Genomic DNA, 1578 nt, shown 5'->3' with positions numbered 1-1578 from the left:
GCGATGGCATAGACCATGAAATTGGGCGCGTTGCCGATATAGGTGTTGGCGCCCATGAACACCGCGCCGGCCGAGATCGCCCCCAGCGTCGTGGCCCAGCTGCCCATCAGATGCACCGGGTCGGCGCCGGCCATGTTGAAGAACACGAGGTAGGTCGGCGCGTTGTCGAGGAAGCTGGACAGGGCGCCGGTCAGCCAGAAATAGGCGATGTCGTTGGGCGCACCGGCGCCGCCGACCAGGTCGACCAGCGGGGCCAGCGCCCCATCCCGGCCGGCGCGCAGGATCGCGATCGCCGGCACGATGGTGACGAAGATCGCCGCGAACAGCTTGCCGACCTCGACGATCGGGAACCAGTTGAAGTCGTTCAGCCTGCGGCTGTCTTTCGACGTCAACACCCAGGACAGGCCGATGATCACCAGCAGCGCCAGGTCTCGAACCAGATTCTCCAGCGCCACCGGCACGTGATGGACGGTCAACTCGACGCCCGGCCGCCACACCCCGCTCAGCAGCACGGCGGCGACCACGCCGACCAGCAGCAGCAGGTTGATGCCGCCCTCCAGCCCGAACGGCACCCGCGCTGCCACCGGCACCTCGCGCAGCGCATGCTCGCGCCGGAATAGCACGCTGTCGATCGCGAAGTAGAGCGCCAGCAGGATGACCGAGCAGAACAGCATCGGCAGCAGCAGGTGCTGGGTCGGCCAGAAGAACGACACGCCCTGCAGGAAGCCCAGGAACAGCGGCGGGTCGCCCAGCGGCGTCAGCGACCCGCCGATATTGCCGACCAGGAAGATGAAGAACACCACGGTGTGGACCCGGAAGCGCCGATTCTCATTGGCGCGCAGCAGCGGCCGGATCAGCAGCATGCAGGCGCCGGTGGTGCCCATCCAGCTGGCGATCGCGGTGCCGACGAACAGGATGCCGAGATTGACCGCCGGCGTGCCGACCAGCGTGCCCTTCAGCCGCACGCCGCCGGCGACCACGAACAGCGCCGCCAGCAGGATGATGAAGGGCAGATACTCCGTCAGCGCCACCGTCAGCACCTCGTACAGCGCGAGGTCGGCGCCGTGGACGATGGCGAAGGGCAACAGGAAGGCCAGGCCCCAGAAGGCGGCGACCTTGCCGTAATGCCGGTGCCAGACATGCGGCCGGACCAGCGGAAACAGCGCGATCGACAGCAGGATGCCGACGAACGGCACCAGCCAGGCCAGGCCGAGCGACGCGCCATCGAGATGCGGCGCCCCCTCCGCCGCAGCCCGGGCCGGCGAGCTCGATAAGAAGGCGATGCCGCCCGTCACGGCAAGTCCCAGAAGGCGGCGGGCGTGTCGGAGCACCGTCATGAACATCCTTGTCGGTCGCGGTCGTCAGGCGGCGGGAGTATGGCGACGCGAGGCAAAGCGGCCAACCTTTTCAACTGACAGCACGGTTTGCCATCCGCGCCTTCCCGTGAGCACCAACGCACTAACTCCCGGTCCTGATGGGCTGGGCGAAGATGCCGCGTCCCAGGGTCAGGAAAACCGGATCAAGAGCCACTCCTTTGGGAGCGGTTAGTTGATACTTCATGATCCACTGGCTCCAGCC

The 1578-nt window shown here is 67.1% G+C and carries 1 protein-coding gene; it reads right to left on the bottom strand.

Going from position 1 to position 1578, the window contains the following annotated elements:
• Positions 1-1337: sodium:proton antiporter (locus tag AC3XYG_RS36675; protein ID WP_489144840.1), on the bottom strand; the 1337-nt coding region annotated here is incomplete at its 3' end.
• Between the last annotated feature and the right edge of the window lie 241 nt (positions 1338-1578).

It is taken from the genome of Inquilinus sp., assembly GCF_057815775.1.
The sequence above is the reverse complement of the archived record's forward strand: the minus strand, read 5'-3'. Positions and strand labels throughout refer to the sequence as shown.